The sequence below is a fragment of the Candidatus Uabimicrobium amorphum genome, assembly GCF_009002475.1.
Taxonomy (GTDB): domain Bacteria; phylum Planctomycetota; class Uabimicrobiia; order Uabimicrobiales; family Uabimicrobiaceae; genus Uabimicrobium; species Uabimicrobium amorphum.
Genome location: NZ_AP019860.1, coordinates 4,299,638 through 4,317,564 on the forward strand (window position 1 = coordinate 4,299,638; position 17,927 = coordinate 4,317,564).

A 17,927-nucleotide genomic window follows, 5' to 3' on the forward strand; every position below is an offset into this window, starting at 1 on the left:
TATTCAAATGAATTATTGCGGTAATTTTTTGCGCAATTTTGGATCTTTAGCGCAAGCCTTGCTGAAATCTAATTTTGCTTTGTCATTTTTGTGATACATGTGAAAAATAATGCCACGCTCAAGGTAAAATTGCGCGTTGTCATATAGGCGGATGGCAATATTATAATAGCGTATTTTTTGTGAAAAACTTCCTATTTTTTTTGCGCGTTTGTGAAAGAGGTAAGCTAGTTGGCGATTTAAAGGGATATTTTGCTGTTGCAAAAATTGCAATGTTTTTGTCTCTGCGAGACAGCAAGCAATAAAGAAATAATCTATTGCCATAGAAGTATCATTTGCCTTATAAGCTTTTTTTCCTTGTTGCAGATAGTAGACGTATTGCTCTTTATCAATCGTAATGCTCGGTTTTCTCCACTCACTTTCTGCAAAGAAGGGAGAAACCACAAAATTTTTGTCTACATCTAGACTAAATAAACGCTTGCAAACGGATAATGGTTCGGTGTGTAACGAATATTCGATACTAGCGCCCGAAATATCTGTACGAAAGTTAAATTTTCTTTGCAAAGGAAGCGTTGTGCGTTTTTGCCAATGAGGTAATGTTATATGGCTTGTTTTTGCGGTAAAATTCCAAAACAGTAGCGTATCACTTGCCGAAACTAATGAGCCATCGACAGGGTTAAATGCTACGACAAAACCGCTTTTAAATTTTGACTGAAAAAATAACTTGTGTGTTTGTACACCACTTTCAATATCTATTATTCTAATGGTGTTGTCCGTACACGCACAAGCTAAAAATTTATTACTCGGATGAAATGTGATGTCCCATACCCAGCTTTTATAATTAAATACATGTTTTTGGCGTCGCGTTTTTGCATCCCATATTCGTAAAGTACTGTCACCAGATGCCGAAGCCATTGTCTTGCCGTCACGACTAAATTTTACTTTGCTAATCCAATTTTTATGGATGTTAAATTGTTGCTTTTTTTCGAATGTTTTTGCGTCGGCAAATACTATGTTTTGCGAGGCTAGAGCCAATTCACTACCATCGGGAGTATATGCGGCGTAGAAGCAAATGAAATCCGTGGGGATGTCGGCGATGAATTTACGTTTTTTTATATCCCAAACTTTAGCAACTTGTTCGCGCAACGAAATTACTAGTTTTTTGTCGTCTGGACTGAAGACCACCGAAAACAAATTGCTGTATATGGGAGATAACGGCAATTGTTCTATTTGTTTACCTGTCGCTGTATCCCATATGTAGGCTTTACCACCTATACTACAAGTCGCCATTTGTGAGCCGGAAGAGTTGAATGCTAACCCTGTGATTTTTTGTTGGTGTGCCGAGAATTGGCGTTCGATTTTTTTACTGGCAACATCTATAAGAAAAACTTTACCTGTAAATGTAGATGCCGCTATTTTTTTTCCGTTAGGGTGAAAGCTCATGGATGTTATTTCCGTAGGGTCAGGTAGCGATATGCTGTAGAGAACATCTGTTTGTATTTCCCACATACGCAATATACTATTTTGCGATAGAGATAATAACTTTTTTTCGTCACTTAAGGAAACATACTGTACGTAGTCACCGTGTCCTGAAAATTTGCTGCGGATTCCCCAAGTATCGGTATCCCATAATAGTATACTACCGTCTTGAGAAGCCGAGGCCATGATTCTCCCTTTGTCTCCAAATACAATCCGTGTAACGCCACCTTTGTGGCCTAGTAATTTTTGTTTAGATAGGAGCTGTTGTGTTTTGTCTAGTCGGAATAGTTGAATGATGTAATTCCAAGAAGAAACGGCCAAATATTTACCTTCGCCACTATAAGCTACTGATGTTAAAGGGATGAAGCCGGCATTGTTGTCGGAGATTACTTTTCCGGAGTCTATATTCCAAATGATGATATTTGTGCCTTTTGCGCATGCCAGGTACTTTCCATTAGGATGAAAACTGACATCGGCAATACCCGCATAAATTTGTAAGCTTTGTGGTTGACCTTTGTAACGTAAAGTTTTATGAGAATATGTTTCTAAATCCCACAGACGTAATTCCCCGAGACGATCTTCTATTGTCCATGAACCTGTGGCAAGGGTATTATTGTAAATTTCCATGGAAGATATAGCGCCGCTTTGTCTACCTATTATTTTAACCAGTGTACGCGTGTATATATCCCAAATTTTAATTTCACCATGCCAATTTCCGCTGATAATCCATTTGTGATTTGGGTGGAAAATGATCGATAAAATGGGCGTTTTTTCATCGTGAATGGTGAATAACAAGTCACCGTTAAATTCATCATAAAATTTGATGCTTCCGTCGTTGCATGCCGCAGCAATTAAGTTATTTTGCTCACTGTGGGCAATGACATTGGAACGCGGGAGAAAACGACTGTTGGTTTGTCCGGCAATTTTAACCAAGGGAACTTGCCCTTTATCGATAACACGCGTTTCCCATACCAGTCCGTTGCCACGTAAGGCCGCTGCCACAATATCTCTTGCCGTTTTTTGCGCGTTTTTTGTCGTTTGAGGGTATTGTTGCAGTAAACTCAAAGCTTTACCTCCCAGTACGCCTGCTTGGCGAAATTCATGCTTTTCAATTTGTTCTTTGGCACGGATAAGTACAAGGTCTGCCACACTTAAAATAGCGCGCCGTTTGCCCTTTTCGGCTTTTTGCCAATAAACAATAGATAGTATAACGACAAGTGCTAAACTCATTACTGCTAAAGCACCGGCACCGGTTACGGCTTTATGGCGCTTCATCCATTTGAACGACTTTTTCCATGGGGTAATCGGTTGCGCCATTACGGGTATATCATCGAGGAAGTTTTGTAGATCTTGTTGTAGTTGTTCTACGTTGTCGTAGCGCGCATTGGCGGATTTTTCTAAGCACTTTAAGCAGATAGCCTCCAAATCTTTGGGGATATCGGGATTTAATAGTCGCATGGATACGGGATCTTTGTAGTGGAGTTGGTAAATAATATTGAACGAATTTTCACCTTGAAAGGGCGGGCGTCCTGTTAGTAATTCGTATAAAGTGGCGCCTAGGGCATAAACGTCGGTGCGTATATCGACTGTATAACCATTGGCTTGTTCCGGCGACATATAAGCGGGCGTTCCCATTTGCTGTCCGCTACGCGAGAGGTGTGCGTCTGAGTGCATTACTTTTGCTAAGCCAAAATCCATTACACGAACATTTCCCGAGACGTCGACCATGACATTACTTGGTTTTAAATCGCGGTGAATGATTCCCTGTTCATGTGCATAGTGTATGCCTTTACACGTGTCGATCATTAGACGCACAATGTCCTGTAACGAGTGTTGCGCGTTGATGAAACGATGTAGGGCCAACCCTTCGATGTAGTCCATGGTGAAAAAATTGCGACCATCTTCTTCTCCAATATCGTGTACTCCGACAATATTGGGGTGATTTAACTTGGCTGTCGCTTGGGCTTCCATGACAAAGCGTTGGCGACTTTCTTCGCTTTCGATAATGGCGCTAACAATTTTTAAAGCCAGTACGCGGTCTAGTTTATTATCGTAGGCTTTGTAAACTTCTCCCATGCCGCCGCGACCTATTTTTTCGATAATTTGGTAGCGACCAAACTGTTTGGTATTTATGGAGGTGACAGAGGTGCTTGTTTGTTGTGGTACCGCAAATAACGTGTCAGCCATGGAGTGGCTTTCCATGTCATGTAGCGTTTTTTCGGAAGAGGTTAGTTTGCCCAACAATTCTTTCGCATCGTTATTATTTGCGTCTAGAGATAGTGCTTTCTTTAAACTTTCAATACTTTTTGGGTATTGCTTGAGTTTGATGAAAATTCTTCCCTGATTACAGTAAATTTTTGATTGCGGTTGTATTTCTAGCATTTGTTCTACGATGATTAATGCTTCGCTCCATTTGTGTTTTACAACTAAATCATTGTAGTTACGCTTTAATTTTTTGAGTTTTTCGTCCATGACAATTTCCGAGCATATTTTTTTATTATTGGGAACTTAATTGTATGAGAAGTCCTCTAAACTATAACAAGCTTGTTTATTTTGGTTATCTTTTTAATAGGAAAACTTATGAAAAATACATGTATCTTTCTATTACTTATTTGCAGTATTTTCTGTGAAAAATTTGAGCAACACGGCAAGATTGAGCAAGTCACTTTGTACAGAGGACAGGCTCTTATTAAACGTGTGGCTACTGTCAATGTGTCCCCTGGTCAGCATCAACTTATTATCAACAATTTACCTACAACAATACAACCCAAAAGTTTATTTGCCAATGCTAGTGATGATGTTAATATTCGTTCTGTTCGTTACACCACAACTCTAACCGAAGATTTTCCTCAAGAAACATTTCGCGAACTTAGCAATAAAGTCCAAGAGCTAGAGAAGAAAGTTCGTCATCACCAGCACCAGCAGCGTTTTATACTTTCCCAGGAACAGTATCTTGCGGGATTAAAAAATTATAATATTACCGCGACAAAGGGGGATATTCATAAGGGCTCATTAAATCCGAGCGCAATGGCGGAGATGATGAGTTATATCTTTAAAGAAAGCAAGCGCCTTAGTGAACAGAAGCTCCAAGTCAATGAACAGCTTCTTGCGATCCAAAAGCAAATGGCATTTGTGAAAGAAAAAATGCGCCAAATTTCTGGACAGAACTCTAAGGAAGTGAAAAAAGCGATCATTTTTTTTGAAAAGAAAAGCAGTACGCAAAATTCGCAGATACATTTAAATTACCTTGTAAGTAACGCCACATGGTCACCGGCATACAACGTGCGTACAAAAAATAAAGATAAACGTATTGGTATTGAATACAATGCTCTTGTGCAACAAACGAGTGGAGAAAGTTGGGAGGAAGTTGATTTAACTCTTTCCACTGCTTCCGTGGAGATGTCCGCAGATGCCCCGGCACTATCGATTATGTCTCTTGAATTACAAAAAAACGGCGGTAATTGGAGTAGTGAGCAAGTTATTTCTAACTACACACAGTTGAAAAATCAACAAGCACAAATTTTGGAAACGCGTAGTCAGTTGACGCGTAGCCAACAACAACAAAGTAACACGAATCTCAATGAAACAAGCAACAATATGCAGGTTTTGGAGCTGCTAGGTTCTAAACAATTTCGTCCGCAAAAAATGCGTACAAAGTCCGTGTTGACTGTGCACTACAAGATCCCTGGAAAAGTGAGTATCGCGAGCCGTAGTGATCAACAAATGGTCGAAATTAAGAAACTGTCTTTGGAAAAAGAGCAGTACAATGTCACGATTCCTCTATTGTCTCAATATGTGTATCGTAAAGCGAAAATTACGAATTCCTATGAAATTGCTCTACTAGAAGGTAAAGCCAATATTTATTTAAATGGTGAATTCGTTGGGCATTCTTTTGTTCCTATGACGGCAAAAGGACAAAAATTTTCGATTGGTTTGGGAATCGATACTCAATTACGCGCTAGCCGAGAATTGTTGTCGAAAAAAGAATATGTCGAGCGTGGAAATAAAGTGGTGACAGTTGCATATCGTTTATCTTTTGAGAATTTTAAGGAAAGCGTAGTTCCTGTGAGAATTTATGATCGTATTCCCAAGAGCAATGAAAACTTGAATGTTATTTTCAAGTCCAAAACCGAGCTAAGCAAAGAGACGCGTTATCAAAAAATTTCGAAAAATTACGGTATTTTACGTTGGGATCTCGATATTCCTCAAGGAGAAAATCTGCAAACGCCTTATAATATCGACTACACAATTCAATTAGAATTTGAAAAGGGAATGTCGATAGCAGTTCCTTTTATGCAGAATCAGTACCAAAAAAAGAAATACCCGCGTAAGCAACGTAGTAAAAGAATGCTAGAGCAAAATATGCTAGAAGAAGATTTCCTAGAAGACGAAGTTTTTGAATTTCACGAGTAAAATTGTACTCTGCAAAATAGGTAGTGGGAATCGCAGTTGGAATGTAGGGGCGGACCTAGTGTCCGCCCGTTCCCTCAAATACAGGCGGATACATGTTTGAACCCCAACTCGATACCTATGTATTTTTTGTGCCGCTACAAAAGTCGGGGTCTTCTAATCCTTCGTCGATTTCCACACCTTTAAACACGTTTTGCATTGGTAAAAATTTTTGGGGAAGTTTATCGATTTTGTTGTGCTGAAGGTCACATATTTTCAATTTCGTTAAGTGCATAATTTCATTTGGAACTTGGCGTATGTTGTTGTATGCCAATAAAAGGTGTGTTAGTGATTGTAAATTTTTTATTTGTGGTGGAATTTTCTCAATCTGATTGCGACCAAGATATAGTTGAGTTAACGAAGTAAGGTGGCTAATTTGCGGCGGTATAGCTGCGATTTCATTATCATGAAGGCTTATTTTTTTCAATTTGGTGAGTGTACCGATACTCTCTGGGATTTTATGAATACAGTTGTCTTGTAAGTCAAGAACTTGCAAATTGACTAGGTTGATAATTTTTTTGGGAATGGAACGTATCTTTCCATTACGAATTTTCAAATGGGTGATGGCTTCTATATGGACTAGTTCTCTAAATAACTTTTGCGCATTTCCCCACACACTCTCAAAATGAAATTCGGCAAAATTGCAATTTATAAAACTACATTTTTGTATCTTATCAAAGCGAACAATGCCGCGGAAACTACAGTTGTCAAAGTGGGCATTTTTTATTTGATGGAATTTGTACCTGTCGAGATAAAAAACACAACCGTGGTAACGAGTGTTATTTTCTATTTTTTGTAGTTGTTGTGTTTTTACAATTTCATCTGTCATTATAATCCCGCATTCTATTCAATGATTCCCATGAAGTAATTACGAGATGGAATTGTTACCTGTAAACAACTGTTGTCGTCACAGTGTAAATTTTCATTATTGTCCCATGAACGAATTGCGCTATTCGCTGAAATAGCTATGGGCTTTAAATTTAGATTTATATTAGACATTGCTCCACGATTGAGAATAACGATAATGGTCTTGCCATCTAAGAACCGTGCATAACCGAAGATATCTTTGGCAACGTGTAATGTTTTAAATCCGCCTTTTTGTAGAACAATAGAGTTTTTGCGAAATTTGATGAGTTTGCGATAAAACTCTAGTAGTTCGCTATCCCAGTCTTTCTCTTGCCATGGCATTGGCAAACGCGAACTCTCGCAGCTCTCTCCTCCGCTCAGGCCTATTTCTTCTCCGTAGAGGATCGCTGGTACACCTGGATAGGTAAACAAAAATGCACAGGCTAATTTTTGTAAACTTTTACATGAAAGTAGAAAAGATAATCGTGGAATATCGTGGCTATTGAGTAGATTGTACTGACTTAGGATGACCTGCCAACTAACAGTGGAACGAAATGTTCGCAGTTGTTCCTCTAAGTCTTGTGTGGCAAAATTCTCCGTAAGCCATTTACGTACGGGAAAAGTAAAACCTTGATAGTTCATAGCAGCATCGAGCGCGTTGCCCTGTAGTAGATCACTAGGATCAAAAAAATGTTCACCTAGCAAATAACTTTCTGGATATTTGTCTTTGATGATTTGGCGTAATTCTCGCCATATAGGGAGATAATCTTCGCATCCAGGACTACGCCCCAACATGTTGGCGGCATCGATACGCCAACCATCAATAGAGTAGGGTTCTTTCAACCAGTATTGCATTACCGAATCTGCACGACGATAGATCATGTCGCGAAGCTTACCACATGCGTAATTAAACTTCGGTAGCGTGTCTACTCCCTGCCATGAGTGATATTTCCGCGGATGCTTAATAAAACAATAAAATGTTGTGTATTTACTTTGCTGAGATTGGTACGCACCTTGTTCGTCATAGTATTTTGCTTTGTTAAACCAGCGGCATGCCATTCCACTATGGTTGAAAACGCCATCTAGGATTACTTTTATATTACTTTGTTGTAAACGTTTAACTAAAATGGCAAAAGAGCTATTGTCGCCGAAAATAGGGTCTATCTTGAAATAGTCTTGTACATCATAGCGATGGTTAGATGGTGCATGAAAAATAGGGTTGAAATACAGGGCATTGATGCCTAGGTTTTGTAAGTGTGAAATTTTGCTAAAAACGCCGGCGATATTTCCACCAAAAAAGTCCATGCAGTATGTTTGGTGATATTCTCCAGGTTTTTCATGCCACTGTTTACGTATAGGTTTGTGACCGAGATACGTGTATTTTGGGATAACAGGTTCATTTTTACAAGCAAAGCGATCAGGAAAAATCTGATAAAAAACGCGCTCATGCAACCATGATGGCGGAGTGAAGTTTGTGATAATACGAAAGTCGTGTACATCAAGAGGTGTTGTACGTTGCATTCCAATATTATTGTACCAGTATTTTCCTTCGGTTGTAAGGAGCTTGAAGCGATAAGCAAAAACAGTGTTGTGTATATGTTCTTTTATTGTATACCAAATAAAAGTGTCGTCCTCTTTACACACATGCATTTCATTGAGAACCTCTTCTCCCTCGGGAGCAGTACGTAATAAAACTTTTGTCACGGGATTATTGCGATACAAACGCAATTTAATAGATACTTTCTGCCCTTGGCGCGGATATTCAGGAGTAATAAAATTTGTAGAACCGTCGCTGTACACACTGTTCAACCATGTCATTATTTGTCTTCTTTACTTTCTTTATCTTCTGTGAGAAATTTATCATCGATGAGCTTTTTACGAATAATCTTTGTCCACCTTGCATAACCCTCTGCATTCATGTGTAACATATCTTGAATGAAAATCGATTTGTCGGGTTTTCCGTCGCGAATCATCGTTGCCGATACATCTATATAATCGAGTGTTTTTCGTTTGTCTACCATGCTATTTTGTTTGCAAAATTTTTCAATTTGACGATTGGCCTCTGCCATTTTTTCCCACATATGCCAACGCGAAGGTGAAGGCTTCATCGATACATAATACACTGTAGTTTGCGGTAACTTTTTACGCACGTGAGAGATGAATTTCTCGAAATCTTCCACTGGGGCAGAAATATCTTTTTTTCCCGCAATATCATTTTCTCCGCAATAGAAAACAATAGCTTTTGGTTTGTATAACGTAACAATACGGTCGACAAAATGTAGCACATCAGAGGTTTGTGAACCTCCAAATCCGCGATTGATGGTTTTTATCTCAGGGAAATCATTGCTCAATGATTTCCATAAACGAATACTAGAGCTTCCCACAAAGAGGACCGAGTCCTGTGCGGGAAATTCCTTTTTGTCTTGCGCTTCGAATTGTTGAATCGTTTTTTCGTAGTAATTTTCTTGCGCAAAACCAATGTTTGTCAAAATAAATGCGACGATAAGTATTTTAAATAAGGGCATTACTTTACCTCCAGTTTTTTCATGTGAATGATTTTCCAGTTATTATTTATTTTTTTTGCTTTAATTTGCAGAGTGGCAGACATCTTTCTCATGGGCGCATCTATGGTTAATTGTCTTTTGTGTATGTATATCTCATTTTCCATTTTTTCTCCTATGCACTTATTGGCGGTGATGATTTTTCTTGAGAACGCTTTTTCCCACCTGGAGTGTTTAATAGGAATGTATTTTGATGCTTGCGAAGGATCTTTTTGCATTGTGGTAAACATTTCCTCTATAAATGAACGCCCTTCTTTTTTCAGTTTATTTTTGGTGTCAGACTCTGATTTGGTGTCAGACGCAGGTTTGGTGTCAGACTCAGGTTTGGTGTCAGACGCAGATTTGGTGTCAGACGCAGATTTGGTGTCAGACGCAGATTTGGGGTCAGACTCAGGTTTGGTGTCAGACGCAGATTTGGTGTCAGACGCAGGTTTGGTGTCAGACTCAGGTTTGGTGTCAGACTCAGATTTGGTGTCAGACTCAGGTTTGGTGTCAGACGCAGATTTGGTGTCAGACTCAGATTTGGTGTCAGACTCAGGTTTGGTGTCAGACTCAGATTTGGTGTCAGACTCAGATTTGGTGTCAGACTCAGATTTGGCCTCAGATTTGGTGTCAGACTCAGATTTACTTTCATTCAATGCGGCATGTTCATTATCTTGGGTTGTGTCTTCGTCATTATTATTTGTAAATAGAAAGCTATAACCGATTACAATGAACATAAACACCGCCAGAGATAAATAAATATTGTTGTAGATTTGTTGGTTGGTGTTGGTTTTTTTGTGGTGTTGCTGAGGTTTGTTTAAAAAATTTCGAATGTCTGCCGCCATTTTCGAAATGGATTGATAACGATCTGTACGCTTTTTGGCAATTGCTTTGGAACAAATTTTTTCTAGGGCAACGGGAATATTTGGATTGATTTCTGACAACGCGGGTGGTTCTTCGTTGGCTAGTTTGTACATTAAACTAATAATACTTTCCTCTTGAAAAGGGGGACGACCACAGAGCATTTCATAGAACATGGCTCCGACGGAATAGATGTCGCTTATTTGATCTACGTTTCCGCCGTTGGCTTGTTCTAGCGGCATGTAGGCCGGTGTGCCTAAGATTGCTCCTGTTTGCGAAACTTTTGTTTCGTCGACATGTAGTGACTTTGCTAGTCCAAAGTCGGCAATTTTTGGTATACCGGCTTCGTCAATAAGTATGTTTCCGGGTTTTATGTCGCGGTGTATAATGTTGTTTTTGTGTGCATGTTCAAGACCAGCTATGATTTTCAATATTAGAATACATTTTTGTTTTATGGTGAGTTTTTGCTTTTTTAGAAAAGTTTTTAAATTACCACGTGGTAGGTACTCCATGGCAATAAAAAACATTTTTGTATTTTGTCCCAAGTCGTAAATATTTACTATGTTTGGGTGATTTAGTGCTGCATTAGATTTTGCTTCGCGCTCGAAGCGTAATCTTGCTTGCTCGTCGCGTAACATCTTGTGTGGCATTGTCTTTAAGGCCACAATACGATCCAGCTTAGTATCATGGGCTTTATATATAACTCCCATGGCACCTTGTCCTACTTTTCCTAATATCTGGTAACGGCCAAAAAGTATTTTGCGAGTATTTTGTGTTGACATATCGAGCTCCATTGCAGCAATGTTTATTGAATAGTCGCTAATATTAAAGTGTAAACTCAGACTACATCTCAGCGCTGATATTTAAATCTTCTTGTGTAAATTCGTAGTGGCAAATATTAATCCTTTTCCATGTGAATAGTACTTCGCGAGGTGATAATTGCGGGGTACGAAAATTCTCCTTTATCGTTTTCTAAGATATATATATCGTTCAAGGAAAATTATCTGTGGCAATTAATTTGGGAGAATGCCAAACATTTTGTTGTTTTTTACTCAACCAAATACCAACATCTGAGCTTCCTTCACATTCTCCCGCAAAAAAAGCCACGAGTAAATTCTCTTTTGTAGCTAAAATTGTTGGTGCGTGGTAATTTGCAAAAGGAGACTTGTCAAATACGAATTCATGTTTCATAATATTACTCAAAGAAAACTTGATACCTTTAAGGAGAAAACTTTATGAAAAAATTAACTATGTTGGTTCTTGGTCTTTTACTCGTCGCTATTGTTACTAGTGGCTGTCGTAGAAGAGTTGTTATCGTCAAGGAAACGCGACACCATCACCCGCCGCAACATCACGATCATCATCAAGGTGATACATATGATGTTGGTTATGACGATTACGATGATGGCCAGTGCTATGAAGACACAACACAGGAAATTCATGTGTTTGTGGCTCCGCCCGCAGTAAGAGTTGAGCGTCGCCGACCACGTAGACCAGGTCGCAGACATGTTTGGATTCCGGGGCGTTGGCACTGGAATGGAAATCGCTATGTATGGATCGGTGGACGTTGGAGTCGAATTCGTCGCGGTCACCGTGCTTGGATACGCGGAAATTGGGTACGTCGAGGCCGAGGTTGGGTTTGGGTACGTGGATATTGGCGATAAATATCTAAATGCCTAGCATGTGTCCTCATTCAACCTAAAATTATGAATGAGGACATCGTTAAAAATTATCTTGAGCGAGAACTAAGCTGATCTCTAATATCTTGTTTACCTTGCTCCACCAATGCCAAAAAATCCTCAATATCTAATTCCCACTTATCTCCTGGAGGAGGATAAATTTCTATTGAGAAAACCCCTTTTTTGTAGGAGAGAATACCAAATAGGTGGTCTCCACATGAAAATTCAGCAATGACATTATTGCGCGCCATTTGTTTAATAATAACAGTTGTTTTTCTTGCCATAACTTTTCCTATTCATCCCAAAAAAGATCTATTTGTTGTTCTTTCATTTCTATGTATAAATTCCCCTGTTTGCTCGCAACATGTCCTTGACCTTCTATGCGACAAGGTATTTTTTCATTTAAAATTTCTACTGTACAGAGTTCCTCGGTAAATCCTCGACACTCAATGCTTAGTTTTTTACCGTCGTATGAGGCTTTGATAGATTTTTTTGTTCCGCATACCTCACCGTCACCCTCATCGCAATACACTTGTCCGTACACTTCTTCATTTAAAGCAATGCGCCATGTAAGTTGTGGCCAAAGAGCATCGGTTGTATGTTGCTGTACAGTGGTAAAAGGAATTGCGGTAGAAATGTTTTGAAAGATAGGAATATTCTCTATCGGAGTTTCTATCGCTGTATGCAAGGGACCTTCATAGATTTCACCACTAAAGATATTTTGCCATTTTCCTTCTGGAAAATAAACGAGACGATGGCTTTGTTGTGGACGTATAACGGGAGCAACAAGAAGACCTTTACCGCATAAAAATTGATCATTAATGCTGTAAGTTTTACTATCTTGAGGATATTCTAAGAATAGGGGACGCATAATGGGCAGTCCCGAAGAATGTGCTTCATTTGCAAGTGTGTAAAGGTGAGGAAGCAGTTTGTAGCGAAAATTGATGGCTTCGCGAACCACTTTGAGATATTTTTGTCCAAAACACCATGGTTCTTGACGTCGACTGTTTTTGCCTGAGTGGTTTCTCATGAATGGATAGAACGCTCCAAGCCATGTCCAACGCGATAGCATTTCACCATCACAGTTTCCAGAGAAACCGCCGATGTCGGCTCCTACAAATGGAATACCCGACATTCCCATGTTCAGAATCATCGGAATAGACATTTCTAGATGTTCCCAGAAACTGGCGTTGTCTCCTGTCCATACAAACGCATATTTTTGTATGCCTGCAAAGCCACTACGTGTAAGGATAAATGGTCTTCTTTGTGGATCATTTTTTTGTAGACCATCGAAAGTAGCCTTACCCATCATGTGCCCGTAAATGTTATGCACTTCGGCATGCCAACGCGCTCCTTGTTTTGTTCCAACGGGCAAAGTTTTTCCTGGTAGTTTGAAGGCCGCAGGTTCATTCATGTCATTCCATATTCCCGCAATACCGGCCTCATCGTAAACTTTTAGCCATTCTCCCCACCAATCACGAACATTTTCTTGTGTAAAATCCGGCCATACCGCTGGGGCCGGCCAAACTTCGCCAACGAATTCTTCATCACGTCTATTTTTGATGTAAAATCCTTGCTTGTGGCCGCTTTCGTAAACCTCATAACCCGGTTCTTTTTTCACACCTGGGTCGACAATTACCACCGTACGAATGTTCATTTTTTGTAAATCGTCGGTCATTTTTTTAGGGTTTGGAAATCGATGAGGGGAGAAGGTGAATACTTTGTAGCCGTCCATGTAGTCAATATCAAGCCACATTGCTTCTAAGGGAACTTCACATTTTCTGTACTCTTTGGCAACCGCCATAATACACTTCTCATCAGGGTAACTCCAGCGACATTGATGGAAACCTAAAGCCCACAACGGTGGCATCGGAGAGCGACCAACTAGTTCACTGTATTTATTGAGAATTTCTTGTGGATTGGGACCGGGAAGCAAATATAAATCAAAAGTTGGTCCTACGGTGGTGATGAAGCTTTTTTGAGGTTGACTAAACGCCAAGTCGTAAGTGGTTTTCCAAGTCTCGTCTAGGTATAATGCACAGAAGTTTCCTTCGTTGTTGGCTAGTAGAAAAGGATGAGCCTGGTATAAAGGGTCTGTCGTTGGAACGTGTTTTGATATATCGGTATTCCAGTTTTGCCAAACACGCCCTTTTTTATTTAAAAAGCCAGTTCTTTCCCCTAATCCATAGTAGTGACGCTGTGGTTTTTCGCAAATAGATAAAGTATAGCCACTACCCATTGGTAAACCATCGTTGGTTTCGGCAAATGGATTTCCTTCTCCTGTTGCCAATTCTTCCATTTGTTCCGCTTCTTTAGAGCTACGGGCATCTAAACGGTCTGTAGTGAAGTCTTGCCATTCCCAGCGAAACGGGCTTTTATATATTTTTAGTGTAGGTGCTTTTTCTGAGGCAAGAACTAAATGATCTTCGTTGTTTTCACATGAAAAATGACATTGTTTTTTTGTGACAGTCCAACTTCCCTTGTCTACATCTTCTAGACGATGCCACACAAATATACGCCATACATTTTCATTTACCAACTCAACTAGACCCTGAAAATAATCACTGTGTAATAAAACGTTATTTTCGGAAATAGATACATCTGAAAAATATACTTCGTGCATTCTTTATCCTTTTATAAATGCAAGATCAGTCTTGGATTTTCTAAACACGAGAGAGATTGTATTTTAGTGGTTAATATCCACTTTGCCATTTTCGTAGAACAATATTTTTCCATTGTCGTCTAAAATGTCCGCAGGAGTCACATACTCTTTGGCTACAAGCTCGTTAAGATCGTATGGTAGGCGTTTTTCTTTTTTTTGAAACTCGGCAATAACATGTTCTAAAAATTCGATTTTAGTGCTTTTTGCTCTGGTGATCACTTTTGGAGCGGAAGGATTGTTGATTTTGTATATCACTACTCCACAGGTGCAGGCAAAGGCCACTAGTGAAACCACTAAAATAAAAACATATCCTTTGTTTTTGTGTCTCATCAAAGTCCCTTTCTATTTTATTCTTTAGGGAATATGCTTTTTCGAAGGATATTGACACCGTCATTTTACATGTTATTGCCCGTTATCACAACAATTTTTGATATCACTTTACTATTTTCAACAAATATTCTTCGCTTTCTTTTGCGCTATATCCATACTGAGACAACTCTTTTACTAGAAATCTTACAAATATAATTCTGTCTTCGACTAACCACCTTTGGAAGTTACTTTTTGTCAATTCCAAGAAAACGTCCCAATGATTTTTGCGTAAAATGTCAATAACACTTTGCGGAAAATTTGATTTTTTATAACGGCCTATCTCTGCATCAATAAAACCTTTGAAGTAATAAACTTCTCGTTGTAGGTTGGCCACGCGTCTTTGGGTGTACATGGCTAAATTACGTTCGTAGGATGCTCTTCGTATCGCAATTTCACTTTTTAAGTTGGCAACGTCTTTGTCTACATATGCTTTTGCAACAGTTTCTTCTTCATCCAATTCTTCGCGCTTTGTTTGATACTCCGCTCTTTTTTTGGCCAGATATTGCTTTTCCAGTTTATTCAGCCTTTGTTTACGTTGGCTACGCTCTATTTCTTCTCTTTTTATTTGTTCCGTTAGTATACCCAACACCCATGTTTTTTCGTTATCATTGAATTCATATTCATTTAAAACTTGGAAAGTATGTGTAAGATTGTGCGTACGCGTTTTGATACTTTCTTCTAATTTAAATTTAACAGTACGCGTGTCAATGTTGGTGTCGATTTCGCTATTTTCTTTACCAAGTACCTCCATTGCATCGCGTATACTACCCCAATAAATATTGGTAATTCTTTCACGTTCTTCTTTGTAAATTTTTTGTAAAGCGTGAAATAAAGTATGTCCCATGGCTACCGCACGGCGCTCTAACATCTTTTCTGGTGTACCTTGTTTTTTTATTTCACCAAAGGCATCTGTAATTTTTTTTGATTCTGTAAGAAGTAGTTTTTTGCGTTTTGTCTTTAACTGCTCTTGTATATTTTGCAAACGACTTGTGGTGACAGTGAAAATTTCCTGTAGCTTTTTTTGTTGATCTTGATTTGCGCCACCAAGCCACGAAGAAAACTCCGTATCTCGTTCATTTTGGAAGTCTTTCATGAATTCTTTGTGTAAGACATTTGCTTTTTGTTCGTTTATCTGCAGTTGCTCCTCAATCAATTCTGCGCACACAACTACCATTAAAATCCAAGTCACTAATAGCCATTTCATGGCAACTACTCCTTACCTAAAATTATGAAATTCAACCTAAATTGTTTGTCTTAATATTGTATTTTTAACTAGCAATCTAGATAAAGTTAATAGTTTCACGGGCAAAGGCCCCTATTATATTTTGTACAAAAAAACGCGAGAAAACTTTTTTTTATTGAAAGCAAGCCCTAAGCAACTGTAGATTTTTTACACACATTTTGTTACATTCGATTAAGGCACATTTACTTACTACGTTTTGATTACTTTATTTTCGTCGCTAAAAAAGAGAACAAAATATGCACATAGTGAATATTCTACGCGATATCTGTAGCAGAGTTACACCAGATTATTTGATATTATTCAACCATACCAACGCTAAAATCGAGATTCTATGGAATAAGAGTCAGTTTGAGATTTTACAGGATACCCATTTTGATGTGAAAAAGCAAAACGATATTTGCATTTTAAATGATCTATCGCATTCTCAGCTTTCGCAAAATTTTACAGAAAAACTAGCAAATGTTATGGTGAATATTGGCACAGAGGTTGTCCACTGTACCAATACCGATTCTCATGTGTTTTTCCGCTATATTACACAGTTAAAATCTCTTATTTTTATACCGATAAAAACAAAAATTCGTTTACTCGGTACATTATTTTTAGGCTATGAAAATATTGATTTTAATGCAGTGCATGGTGGTGATGTTGATAAGATACTAGAAAGTATTACGAAAGAACAACAGCAGCTTAGCAAACAATACCAAAAAAACATTACCCAGGGGTACACCGAAGGAACCCATGGTTTGACACAACAACAAATGTTTGAGTGGTACTTACACGGTGGATATGCTTTTGCCAATGAAAAGATTGTAAGTGCAGATAGTGGTATGATGAGCAATGTCTTTTGTAAAATCGAAAAATATAAAGAGGAAAAAGCATGCATCCTCATTCAGGGGGAAACTGGTACGGGAAAAGAGTTAATTGCACGTGCATTGTCCGTTGATGATATGGAAAACGAGCTTTTTGTCGTACAAAATTGTGCACATTTGCATGGAGATCCGCAAATACAGTTGGTGGAATTATTTGGTTGTATTGATAATTATGTGCAAAACATGAAGGGGCGTCCAGGGATTTTTGAGGTAGGTAAAAATGGTACCGTATTTCTCGACGAAGTCAATTCTTTGTCTCTTGAGGCCCAAGGAATGTTACTGCGTTTCCTTGAGGACAAACAATTTTCTCGCATGGGATCGAAAAAAGTGATGAAAACAAATACACGGGTGATATGTGCGAGTAACAACAACCTCGAAAGTGAAGTACGCAGTGGAAAATTTCGCAATGACCTTCGTTATCGCTTGAGTCGATTAATTATTAATATTCCACCGCTGCGTGAGCGTACAGCTAAAGATTGTTACTTGTTGGCTAAATATTTTTTAGAAAAGCTTAACCAAGAAAAACAGCAAAAAATAGAATTGGCAATTGATGCTTGTCAATATTTACAAGAAGATGCAACACCATCTTTATTTTTAGGTAATATTCGCGAACTACAATCTGTTATCTATCAAAGTTATCTCGAAGTGTCGAAAACCAAACGATTTATTACTAAAGAAATTTTATGCTCGGTTATGGAGAAATCTTCACAACCAAACGAATTGAAAAAATCGGATAATGTATCGTCTAACACAACTTTATTTCCACAATGGACTAACTTTAATGAACTCAAGAACGAGTTTTTCAAACAAGCATACGAATATTCCGTCATAGAGCGCAAAAGTGTCCACCAAATGTCGAAGATGCTTGGAGTTCATCACAACACTTTGGCGAACCATTGGCGAAGTTTAGGCCTCCTTAGCGAGAAGTAA

The 17,927-nt window shown here is 38.7% G+C and carries 13 protein-coding genes; 3 read left to right on the forward strand and 10 right to left on the reverse strand.

The features are described from left to right. Positions 1-12: 12 nt before the first annotated feature. On the reverse strand, positions 13-3,948 hold the full coding sequence (locus tag UABAM_RS15510; RefSeq protein ID WP_151968918.1) for a serine/threonine-protein kinase: 3,936 nt from the start codon (positions 3,946-3,948) through the stop codon (positions 13-15). Between the two features lie 108 nt (positions 3,949-4,056). Between UABAM_RS15510 and UABAM_RS15515 the strand changes: the two genes are divergently transcribed. After that, positions 4,057-5,889, forward strand: coding sequence for a mucoidy inhibitor MuiA family protein (locus UABAM_RS15515; protein WP_151968919.1), 1,833 nt, complete (start codon positions 4,057-4,059; stop codon positions 5,887-5,889). 115 nt (positions 5,890-6,004) lie between these two features. Here UABAM_RS15515 and UABAM_RS15520 read toward each other — a convergent pair whose 3' ends face one another. From UABAM_RS15520 to UABAM_RS15540, 5 genes are all read right to left on the reverse strand, one after another. Continuing rightward, positions 6,005-6,754: a leucine-rich repeat domain-containing protein gene (locus tag UABAM_RS15520; protein ID WP_151968920.1), complete on the reverse strand. Its 750-nt coding sequence runs from the start codon at positions 6,752-6,754 to the stop codon at positions 6,005-6,007. A 14-nt stretch (positions 6,755-6,768) separates the two neighbouring features. Beyond that, positions 6,769-8,589: an alpha-amylase family glycosyl hydrolase gene (locus UABAM_RS15525; protein ID WP_151968921.1), complete on the reverse strand. Its 1,821-nt coding sequence runs from the start codon at positions 8,587-8,589 to the stop codon at positions 6,769-6,771. Beyond that, positions 8,589-9,296, reverse strand: coding sequence for a GDSL-type esterase/lipase family protein (locus tag UABAM_RS15530; protein WP_151968922.1), 708 nt, complete (start codon positions 9,294-9,296; stop codon positions 8,589-8,591). The genes UABAM_RS15525 and UABAM_RS15530 overlap by 1 nt, the downstream gene beginning before the upstream one ends. After that, on the reverse strand, positions 9,296-10,957 hold the full coding sequence (locus UABAM_RS15535) for a serine/threonine-protein kinase (protein ID WP_173013343.1): 1,662 nt from the start codon (positions 10,955-10,957) through the stop codon (positions 9,296-9,298). Before UABAM_RS15535 ends, UABAM_RS15530 begins: the two co-directional genes overlap by 1 nt. A gap of 208 nt (positions 10,958-11,165) precedes the next feature. Next, the gene (locus UABAM_RS15540) at positions 11,166-11,366 is read right to left on the reverse strand and encodes an exo-alpha-sialidase (RefSeq protein ID WP_151968924.1); all 201 of its coding nucleotides are present in this window, start codon (positions 11,364-11,366) and stop codon (positions 11,166-11,168) included. Between the two features lie 44 nt (positions 11,367-11,410). Here UABAM_RS15540 and UABAM_RS15545 point away from each other — a divergent pair, with 44 nt between their 5' ends. Next, positions 11,411-11,839: a YXWGXW repeat-containing protein gene (locus UABAM_RS15545; protein ID WP_151968925.1), complete on the forward strand. Its 429-nt coding sequence runs from the start codon at positions 11,411-11,413 to the stop codon at positions 11,837-11,839. Between the two features lie 65 nt (positions 11,840-11,904). Here the strand turns inward: UABAM_RS15545 and UABAM_RS15550 are convergent, their stop codons facing one another. From UABAM_RS15550 to UABAM_RS15565, 4 genes are all read right to left on the reverse strand, one after another. Next, positions 11,905-12,138 (reverse strand): hypothetical protein, encoded by a 234-nt coding sequence (locus UABAM_RS15550; RefSeq protein WP_151968926.1) that lies wholly within the window; start codon positions 12,136-12,138, stop codon positions 11,905-11,907. An 8-nt stretch (positions 12,139-12,146) separates the two neighbouring features. After that, positions 12,147-14,477 carry a glycoside hydrolase family 31 protein gene (locus UABAM_RS15555; protein WP_151968927.1) on the reverse strand — a complete coding sequence of 777 codons (2,331 nt, stop codon included), beginning with the start codon at positions 14,475-14,477 and terminating at the stop codon, positions 12,147-12,149. Between the two features lie 63 nt (positions 14,478-14,540). Then, a complete protein-coding gene (locus UABAM_RS15560) occupies positions 14,541-14,846 on the reverse strand; it encodes a hypothetical protein (RefSeq protein ID WP_151968928.1) in 306 nt (101 codons plus the stop codon). Between the two features lie 103 nt (positions 14,847-14,949). Beyond that, entirely contained in the window at positions 14,950-16,089 is a 1,140-nt protein-coding gene (locus tag UABAM_RS15565) for a hypothetical protein (RefSeq protein WP_151968929.1), read from the reverse strand. 275 nt (positions 16,090-16,364) lie between these two features. On the opposite strand from UABAM_RS15565, the gene UABAM_RS15570 reads away from it, so the two are divergent. Beyond that, complete coding sequence (locus tag UABAM_RS15570) at positions 16,365-17,927, forward strand: sigma 54-interacting transcriptional regulator (protein ID WP_151968930.1); 1,563 nt, start codon at positions 16,365-16,367, stop codon at positions 17,925-17,927.